General features: G+C 70.7%; 8 protein-coding genes. 5 read left to right on the top strand and 3 right to left on the bottom strand.

The features are described 5' to 3' along the window. Together D588_RS25330 and D588_RS0118225 are read left to right on the top strand one after the other, a co-directional pair. Positions 1-544, top strand: a 544-nt coding sequence (locus D588_RS25330; RefSeq protein WP_043085885.1) for a hypothetical protein, incomplete at its 5' end; no start/stop codon positions are given. 559 nt (positions 545-1,103) lie between these two features. After that, positions 1,104-1,943: an alpha/beta fold hydrolase gene (locus D588_RS0118225; protein WP_017916996.1), complete on the top strand. Its 840-nt coding sequence runs from the start codon at positions 1,104-1,106 to the stop codon at positions 1,941-1,943. Positions 1,944-2,023: 80 nt separating this feature from the next. Here the strand turns inward: D588_RS0118225 and D588_RS0118230 are convergent, their stop codons facing one another. Together D588_RS0118230 and D588_RS0118235 are read right to left on the bottom strand one after the other, a co-directional pair. Further along, entirely contained in the window at positions 2,024-3,577 is a 1,554-nt protein-coding gene (locus D588_RS0118230) for a YifB family Mg chelatase-like AAA ATPase (protein ID WP_017916997.1), read from the bottom strand. A 13-nt stretch (positions 3,578-3,590) separates the two neighbouring features. After that, a complete protein-coding gene (locus D588_RS0118235; protein ID WP_010341857.1) occupies positions 3,591-3,860 on the bottom strand; it encodes an accessory factor UbiK family protein in 270 nt (89 codons plus the stop codon). Positions 3,861-4,036: 176 nt separating this feature from the next. Between D588_RS0118235 and D588_RS0118240 the strand changes: the two genes are divergently transcribed. Further along, complete coding sequence (locus tag D588_RS0118240; protein WP_010341856.1) at positions 4,037-4,375, top strand: P-II family nitrogen regulator; 339 nt, start codon at positions 4,037-4,039, stop codon at positions 4,373-4,375. Positions 4,376-4,698: 323 nt separating this feature from the next. Here D588_RS0118240 and speE read toward each other — a convergent pair whose 3' ends face one another. After that, positions 4,699-5,550, bottom strand: coding sequence for a polyamine aminopropyltransferase (gene speE, locus D588_RS0118245; RefSeq protein ID WP_017916998.1), 852 nt, complete (start codon positions 5,548-5,550; stop codon positions 4,699-4,701). Between the two features lie 412 nt (positions 5,551-5,962). Here speE and speA point away from each other — a divergent pair, with 412 nt between their 5' ends. Then, the gene (gene speA, locus D588_RS0118250; RefSeq protein ID WP_017916999.1) at positions 5,963-7,852 is read left to right on the top strand and encodes an arginine decarboxylase; all 1,890 of its coding nucleotides are present in this window, start codon (positions 5,963-5,965) and stop codon (positions 7,850-7,852) included. 203 nt (positions 7,853-8,055) lie between these two features. Next, positions 8,056-9,171, top strand: coding sequence for an acyltransferase (locus D588_RS0118255; RefSeq protein ID WP_017917000.1), 1,116 nt, complete (start codon positions 8,056-8,058; stop codon positions 9,169-9,171). Positions 9,172-9,384 lie beyond the last annotated feature (213 nt).

Genomic DNA, 9,384 nt, shown 5'->3' on the forward strand with positions numbered 1-9,384 from the left:
CTCGGCGGGCGCCAATGCCGGTGGCAACGGCGCAAGCAACGTCGCCGATGCCCAGGGCGGTGCTGGCGCCGCAAGCCAGGGTGCCGGCCAGCGCGGCGGTGCCCCGGGCGATGTGGCGATGGAGCAGGTGCTGCGCAACGGTGCCGGCGTGAGCCTCGCTACCGGTGGCGAGACCCTGGCGCAGCCTGAAGTGGCGGTGCTGACGGTGTTCGACGGCGAAGGCCGTGCGCTTGGCCGCCTGCGGGTGGAAGACCTGGGCAGCAGCCTGGCGCTGCACCCGCTGGACGGCAGCGCGCCGACCGCGCCGAACCTGCAGCAGAACGTTCGCGCCAGCGCCCAGACCAGCGTGGCCGTCGATGCGGACGAGAACGCTACGCTGCGCCTGTCCCTGCTGGAAGACGGCACGCTCCACGTGGTGGCGCCGCGTTCGGCCGCACGCATGGACCGCGAAACGCTCAGCGCCTACGCGCTCGGCGCGCTGAAACAGCAGGCGGGCGTGTCGGTGCAGCAGGTGCGCGCGCTGGTGCTGAGCTTCGTCGACTGACGGAGTGGCGAGGGACGCAGGGGTGGCTGCCGCCTCTGCGTCCCGGCGGCCTGGCTGATCGGGGGAAAGGCCAGGCCGGGTTCGACCGTCTCGGCGCGGGTGATGCGCCTGAGGCGTAGGCAGCGGCGTCCGCGGTGCGATGGTGGCAAGCGCGGAGCACCCTTGCGGTGAGATCAAGGTCATCGCCTCGCCATCGTCGCGCCGCGGACGCGCCACATTCTGGAGGTGTGATTGCCTGATGCATGCAGGGTGCGACACAGCGCGACCCTGCGTCGCACAGGCCCTCATGCGGGAGTGTGCTCTGGCAGCCTTGTGGGTGGGAGGCTGCCGCCGCCGTTCCGGCGCGCGTGCCGCGCGGCCAGCGCGATGCTGTGCCTGTGCCGCCCATCGCCACCGCATCGCTGCAGTGTCGCCGCGCCGGGGCGATACGGCTATCGTATCGGGATGCCGAGCGCTTCCCCAATTCCCTTTCGACGCAAACGGCGTGTTGCTTGCGCGGCGATGGCGTTGTTGGCCGCTGGCTGTCGGCGTCGCTGGCGGTAGTCGCGGTGTCGCACGCATGATCGCGACGAGCAGTTCGCGCACGCCCCTGCCCAAGCCGGCCGTCCGCCGGCTCGGCGCGGACGACGCGCTGGCCTATCTGCGGGTGGGCGAGGGCGCGCCGGTGCTGCTGGTGCATGGTGCCCTGTGCGACTACCGCTACTGGGCGCCGCAACTGCGCGGCCTGGCCGACCGCTTCCAGCTCAGCGCGCTGAGCCTGGGCCAGTACTACCCGCGACTGCCATCGGCGTCGCGGCATGCGTTCGGCTGGCGCTGGCATGCGCAGCAGCTCGCCGCCTTCATCGCCGAGGAAGCGCGGCCGGTGCATCTGGTCGGCCATTCCCGCGGTGCCGCCGTGGCCTGGCAGGCGGCGCTGTTGCGGCCGGATGCCATCGCCAGCCTGACCCTGTTCGATCCGGGCGGCCCGCAACCGCAGGGCCTGCCGGTCGCAGTACAGGCGGTCCGCGCGCAGGCGATCGCGTTGCTGCAGGGCGGCCAGGTCGAGGCCGGCCTGGAATGCTTCGTCGATTCGGTCAGCCAGCCCGGCGCCTGGGCGCGCAGCAGCGCCAGCTTCCGGCAGATGGTGCGCGACAACGCGCAGACCCTGGTGCCGCAGATCGCCGACGCGCTGCCGGCGTACCGGCCCGAGCAGGCCGCTGCCCTGGCGATGCCGGTGTTGCTGGTCGCCGGCGAACGCAGCCCGGCCCAGTACCGCGACAACGCCGCCGCGTTGGCGGCCTGGCTGCCGCAGGCGGGCCATGAGGTGCTGGGCGGGGCGTCGCACGGCATGACCTTTACCCATGCGAGGCGGTGCAATGCCTTGATCGCCGAGTGGGTGGGCGCTGCGGCGAGGAGCTGAGCGCGTACGGCAGAGTGCTGCGCTCAGCGGGCACGACTGGGTGCAGACTGGATGCGGCGCACGCCGGCTGCGGCTTGGCGTCACCCTGCCAGGCGGCGTGCCCCGGGTGGCGTCGGACCCACGGCGCTCGCCGTTGGCTCGCCACGATCCAGTTGCCGGTACGCGATGGCCTCGGTCAGGTGCGCGGTGGCGATGCGCTCGCTGGCGTCCAGGTCGGCGATGGTGCGGGCCACGCGCAGGATCCGATGCAGCGAGCGCGCCGACAGCCGCAGGCGCTCGATGGCCTGTTCCAGCAGCGCCTCGTCGCGCGGTTGCAGGCGGCAGTCGCGCAGGGTGTCGCTGTGGCCGAGTTGGCCGTTGGGCCGGCCGGCGCGGGCCTGCTGGCGTTGCCGCGCCTGCTCCACGCGCTCGCGCACGACGGCGCTGGCTTCGCCGGGCGGCGCATCGGCGCGCAGCGCCCGTGGCGGTAGCCGCGGCACTTCCACGTGCAGGTCGATGCGGTCCAGCAGCGGGCCGGAGATGCGCGCGCGGTAGCGGCGTACCGCGTCCTCGCTGCAGCGACAGCGGCCGCTGGGGTCGCCGGCCCAGCCGCAGGGGCAGGGATTCATCGCCGCGACCAACTGGAAGCGCGCAGGAAACTCGGCGCTGCGCGCCGCGCGCGACACGGTCACCTGGCCCGATTCCAGCGGCTCGCGCAGCACTTCCAGCGCATGCCGGTTCCACTCGGGCAACTCGTCCAGGAACAGCACGCCGTGGTGCGCGAGCGAAATCTCGCCCGGGCGCGGATGAGTGCCGCCGCCGACCAGCGACACCGCGCTGGCGGTGTGGTGCGGTGCGCGGTAGGGGCGTTGCCGCCAGCGCGCCGGGTCCACGCCGCGGCCGCTGACCGAAGCGATGGCCGCGCTCTCCAGGGCCTCGGCTTCGCTGGCCTCGGGCAGGATCCCGGGCAGGCGCGAGGCCAGCAGGGTCTTGCCGCAGCCGGGGCTGCCGATCAGCAACAGGTGGTGATGCCCGGCCGCGGCGATCTCCAGGGCGCGCCGCGCCTGCGCCTGGCCGCGCACGTCGCTCAGGTCGGGAAAGGGCGCGGCGACCGTGGGCGGCGCGGTGGCCGCGGGCAGGGTCTTGCTGCCGTTGAGCAATCCACAGACTTCCAGCAGGGTGCGTGCGGTGTAGGCCTGCACGTGTTGCGCCAGTGCGGCCTCGGCGCCGTTGTCGGCCGGGACGATCAGGGTGCGCCCAGCCTGGGCGGCGGCCAGTGCGGCCGGCAGGACGCCGTCGACCGGGCGCAGTTCGCCGGTCAAGGCCAGTTCGCCGAGGAATTCGTACTGGCCGAGCACCTGCGGGTCGAGCTGGCCGGCGGCGGCGAGGATGCCCAGCGCGATCGGCAGGTCGAAGCGGCCGCCCTCCTTGGGCAGGTCGGCCGGGGCCAGGTTGACCGTGATCCGCCGTGCCGGGAACTCGTACTGCGCGCAGAGCAGGGCGGCGCGGACGCGGTCGCGCGATTCGCGTACCGCCGCCTCGGGCAGGCCGACGATCTGCGTGGTCGGCAGGCCGCCGGACAGATGGACTTCGACCCGAACCGGAGGCGCAAGCACCCCCGCGCGGGCACGGCTGTGCACCAGCGCCAGGCTCATGGTGGCGGGTGGATCAGGCGGTGGGGCTGGGCGAGGGCCCGCTGCGTGCCGCTTCCAGCGCGGCGACGCTGCGCTCCAGCGCCTCGAGCTTCTCGCGGGTGCGCAGCAGCACCGCGCGCTGCACTTCGAATTCCTCGCGGGTGACCAGGTCGAGCTTGCCCAGCCCGGCCTGCAGCGCGCTCTTGAAGGTGCTCTGCAGTTCGTCGCGGGATTGGCGCAGGCCCGGCGGCACCAGGTCGCTGAGGCGGCGGGCGAGGTCGTCGAGATGGTTGAGGTCGATCATGGCTGTGCTCCGGCAGGTGGCGTCAGATTGCGGTATCCGGCGGGTCGGGACCATCGGGATCGGACGCGGCGCGCTGTCGGAAAATTCCGGCGTTGGGGGCGCGCGGCCATTGAACCCGACGGCCGTCGATCGCGCAACCGCGCTATCCTGAGGCCATTGTGATTGGAGAACGCCGCATGAAGATGATCATGGCCGTGATCAAGCCGTTCAAGCTCGACGACGTGCGCGAGGCGCTCGCCGCGCAGGGCGTGGCCGGCATCACCGTCACCGAGGTCAAGGGCTTCGGCCGGCAGAAGGGCCACACCGAGCTGTATCGCGGCGCCGAGTACGTGGTCGATTTCCTGCCCAAGGTGAAACTGGAAGTGGCGGTCAGCGAGGACCAGGTCGAGCGCGTGGTCGAGGCCATCGTCAAGGCCGCCGCCACCGGCAAGATCGGCGACGGCAAGGTGTTCGTCTACGACCTGGGCACGGTGGTGCGGATCCGCACCGGCGAACTGGACGCGGACGCGCTGTAACGCGCGGTCACCGTGCCTACAGCGGGTTGGCATGAATGCGCTGTAGGAGCGGCTTCAGCCGCGACGGGGCGTTCCCGGTAACGCCTCACGGCTGACGCTGCTGCTACCGGCGTGGGTTTCGTGCCTGCCGGAGTCTGCGGCCCGTGGCGGGCCAGCTGGAGAGGCCAGGCACGTTCGCGCGAGGTGCCGACTCGGACGCCGCCGTAGCCGCAGCGAATGCGCTGATGCGGGAACCGGCCGAGAGTCGAGGACCGAGGCAGCGCCGGCGATCCGCGGCATCGGCGCACGTCAGGCGCGCGCCGATGCCGACGGAGGACGGTGCCTTAGCCGCCCAGCGCCTCGGCCACGAACGGCGGCAGCACCTGGGTGCCGGTGTGCAGGTGCGCGCTGTAGTAGCGGGTGGCGAACGGCTTGGCCGCGGCGTCGTCCTGGCGGAAGTCGAAGCCTCCCTGCTTGCGCGCCATGGTCACGCTCCACCAGCCGGTCGGGTAGCACGGCTGCGGGAACGGCACGGTGTGGAAGCTGGCGAAGCCGGCCTTGCCCATCTCCGCGCGCATTTCCTTGATCAGGTCCAGCAGCGCCAGCGGCGATTCGGACTGCTGCACCAGGATGCCGTCGTCCTTCAGCGCCTTGAAGCAGCTCTCGTAGAAGGCCTTGTTGAACAGGCCTTCGGCCGGGCCGACCGGGTCCGTGGAGTCGACGATGACGATGTCCACGCTGCCGGCCGGGCAGTTGGCCATGTAGGCCACGCCGTCGTCGAACAGCAGCTCGGCGCGCGGGTCGTTGTTGGAGTCGCACAGTTCCGGGAAGTACTTCTCGGCCATGCGCGTGACCTGCTCGTCGATGTCGCACTGGGTGGCGCTTTCCACGCCCGGGTGCTTGAGCACTTCGCGCAGGGTGCCGCAGTCGCCGCCGCCGATGATCACCACGCGCTTGGGCGCGGCGTGGGTGAACAGCGCCGGATGGCTGATCATCTCGTGGTAGAAGAAGTTGTCGCGCGTGGTCAGCATCACCGCGCCGTCGATCACCATCAGCTTGCCCCAGTCGGTGGTGTCGTAGATCTCGATCTTCTGGAACGGCGACTGCACCTCGTCCAGCTTGCCGGTGATGCGGTAGCCGATGGCCGAGCCGGTGGGCTGGAAGTGTTCGATGTACCAGTTGTCGTTGGCGCTCATGGAATGTCCTAGGAAAGCAAAAAGAATGCAGCGTTTCCTTCTCCCCCCGGGAGAAGGTGGCGCGAAGCGCCGGATGAGGGTCGGGCGCAGCCTCATCCAGCCAGGTCACACGAGGCTGTTACCACACCTCCCCGGATGAGGGTCGGGCGCAGCCTCGTGCAGCCAAGCCACGCGACGCTGTTACCGTACCTCGCCGGATGAGGGCCGGACACAGCACGGGCAGCCGAGCTACCCGATGCTGTCGCCGCACCCTCCGGACGCGGCACCGCGCACTCAAGCCCCGCCAGGCGCCCGCGAACCCGGCCCGGCTCCACCAGGAGCCGAGGGCGTCGGAACGGCGCGGATTGTAACGGACCCCACGCGTAGCAGGGGTTACAATCCACGCCCTTTTTCCCTCAGCCGAGCCGCCACGATGAGCGATTGGTCCCTCGACCAAGCCCGCAAGACCTACTCGATCCCGCACTGGGCCGACGGGTACTTCGACGTGGACGCGGCCGGCCGGGTGGTGGTGCGGCCGCAGGGCGCCGACGGCGTGGCGATCGCGCTGCCGGAGGTGGTGGACGCCGCGCGCGCGGCCGGGGCCAAGCTGCCGATGCTGGTGCGCTTCCCGGACATCCTCGGCGAGCGCCTGGGCAAGCTGCAGGCCGCCTTCGCCCAGGCCCAGGCCGACTGGGACTACAGCGGCGGCTACACCGCCGTGTACCCGATCAAGGTCAACCAGCACCGCGGCGTGGCCGGCACCCTGGCCAGCCACCAGGGCGAGGGCTTCGGCCTGGAGGCGGGCAGCAAGCCGGAACTGATGGCGGTGCTGGCGCTGTCGCGGCCGGGCGGGCTGATCGTGTGCAACGGCTACAAGGACCGCGAGTACATCCGCCTGGCGCTGATCGGGCGCAAGCTCGGGCTGCAGACCTTCATCGTCATCGAGAAGCCGTCGGAGCTGAAGCTGGTGCTGGAGGAGGCGCGCGCGCTGGACGTGAAGCCGGGCCTGGGCGTGCGCATGCGCCTGGCCTCGCTGGGCGCGGGCAAGTGGCAGAACAGCGGTGGCGACAAGGCCAAGTTCGGGTTGTCGCCGCGGCAGGTGCTGGACCTGTGGAAGACCCTGCGCGACACCGAATACGCCGACGCGCTGAACCTGCTGCACTTCCACATGGGGTCGCAGATCTCCAACGTGCGCGACATCGCCAACGGCATGCGCGAGGCCACCCGCTATTTCGTCGAGCTGTCCAAGCTGGGCGCGAAGATCAGCCACGTCGACGTCGGCGGCGGCCTGGGCATCGACTACGAAGGCACCCGCTCGCGCAGCTATTGCTCGATCAACTACGGCCTGCACTCCTACGCCAGCAACATCGTGCAGCCGCTGGCCAGCGCCTGCGAAGAGCACGGCCTGGCGCCGCCGCGCATCGTCACCGAGTGCGGGCGCGCGATGACTGCGCACCACGCCGTGCTGATCGCCAACGTGTCCGAGGTGGAGCAGGCGCCGGAAGGCCGCGTGCCCGACGCGCACGACGACGAACCGGCGGCGATCCGCCACTTGCGCGAGATTCATTCCGAACTGGACCAGCGCCCGGCGGTGGAACTGTTCCAGGAGGCGCAGCATTTCCATGCCGAAGGCCTCAGCGGCTACGCCCTGGGCCAGATCGACCTGACCCATCGCGCGCGCATCGACGACCTGTTCTACGCCATCGCCCATGGCGTGCGGGCGCGGCTCAGCCATGAGGAAAAGAGCCATCGTCCGGTGCTGGACGAGCTCAACGAGCGCCTGGTCGACAAGTACTTCGTCAACTTCAGCGTGTTCGAATCGATTCCCGACGTGTGGGCGATCGATCAGGTGTTCCCGATCGTGCCGATCGAGCGCCTGAACGAGGCGCCGGCGCGGCGCGGCGTGGTCTGCGACATGACCTGCGATTCCGACGGCATGGTCAAGACCTACGTCGAGAACGAAAGCCTGGACAGCTCGCTGCCGCTGCACGCGCTGCGCCAGGGCGAGAGCTACCGCATCGGCTTCTTCCTGGTCGGCGCCTACCAGGAGATCCTGGGCGACATCCACAACCTGTTTGGCGACACCGACGCGGTGGAAGTGGCGGTGGATGGCGACGGCTACCGCATCGCCCAGCAGCGCCGCGGCGACACCACCGACGTGATGCTGGATTACGTCGGCTACCGCCTGGACGACCTGCGCGCCGCCTACGCCGAACGCGTCGCCGCCGCGCAGTTGCCGGCCGCGCAGGCCACGGAACTGGCCGACGCGCTCGAGGCCGGCCTGACCGGCTACACCTACCTGTCGGACGAACCGCTGGGCTGACAGTGGCGACCCACGCAAGCCCCTCTCCCCCCGGGAGAGGGGTTGGGGTGAGGGTACGCCCGTGCACGCAATCTTGGGGTTGGCCGCCTGGCGCCGCGGCTTGCATCTTCCAGGCGCGATCGCTTGGGCGTCGATAGACGCCCGCCGCCGCAACCGGCGATGCAGCCAGTAAGCTGCGCGCTCCCCACCGCCAACCCGCTGCGATGCGCTATCCCGGCCTCGACCTGCTGCGCGCCACCGCCATCGTCTGGGTGATGTTGTTCCACTCCTTCGTGGTCGGTGGGCTGGGCCCGGATTGGGAGTGGCTGTCGCGCTATGGCTGGATGGGCGTGGATCTGTTCTTCGTGCTCAGCGGCTTTTTGATCGGGGGCCAGGTGCTGGCGCCGCTGGCCCGCGGCGAGCGGCTGCGCTACGGCGAGTTCTACCGGCGCCGCGCCTACCGCATCCTGCCGGCGTACGCAGTGGTGCTGGCGTTGTACCTGGCATGGCCCGGGTTCCGCGAAGCGCCCGGGATCGCGCCGTGGTGGCTGTTCGCCAGTTTCACCCTCAACCTGGGCATCGACTACGCCAACCAGCAGGCGTTCTCGCATGCGTGGTCGCTGTGCGTGGAAGAGCACTTCTACCTGGTGTTTCCGCTGCTGGCGGCGTGGCTGCTGCGGCGGCCATCGGCGCCGCGTTTCGTGGCGCTGTGCGTGGCCGTGGTGCTGGCCGGCATCGCCCTGCGCAGTGCGATCTGGCTGCACGACAGCGCGCTGGATCGCATCGGTGCCGGGCTGCAGCGCAACTGGTTCATCGAGGATCTCTACTACCCGACCTGGAACCGCCTGGACGGCCTGCTGGCGGGGGTGGCGCTGGCGGTGCTGAAGACCTTCCGGCCGCAGCACTGGCAGCGGCTGCAGCGTCACGCCAGCGTCGTGGCGCTTGCCGGCATCGTGGTCTGTGCGCTGGCGATGTGGCTGTTCCGCGACCGCACCGGCCTGCTCGGCAATACCATCGGCTGGCCGGTGCTGTCGTTGGGGCTGGCGCTGCTGGTCGGCGCCGGCGCCTCCACCCAGGGATGGCTGGGGCGTTGCCGGGTGCCGGGCGCGGCCTGGCTGGCCGCGGTGTCCTACAGCCTGTACCTGAGCCACAAGGCGGCGTTCCATCTGACCCAGGCGTGGTTCGGCGCGCTGCTGGACGGGCGTGGACCGCTCGCCTTCGCCGCCTATGCCGGCATGGCGCTGCTGTTCGCGGCTGTCCTGCACTATGCGGTGGAGCAGCCGTTCCTGCGCCTGCGCGAGCGGCGCGGCGCTCCGGCTGTCGCGACCGCGCATGGTTGAACGCACGGTTTCCGATCCGCGCGGCACGTCCTGGTGAAGAGCGATGGCAATCCTTCAAGACCGTGACCAGCGGCGGCGCCACATGCTCGCCGGCGTCCTGATCGCCAGGAGGATACCCTGCAAGGGCGGCAAGTAAGCGCGCGGGACGTCTCAGCCATCCCCGACCAGCGCTGCATGCGCCGCCTGCAGGCGCTGTTGCAGGATCTCCGCCAG

The sequence above is a fragment of the Xanthomonas sp. SHU 308 genome (assembly GCF_000364645.1).
GTDB lineage: Bacteria > Pseudomonadota > Gammaproteobacteria > Xanthomonadales > Xanthomonadaceae > Xanthomonas_A > Xanthomonas_A sontii.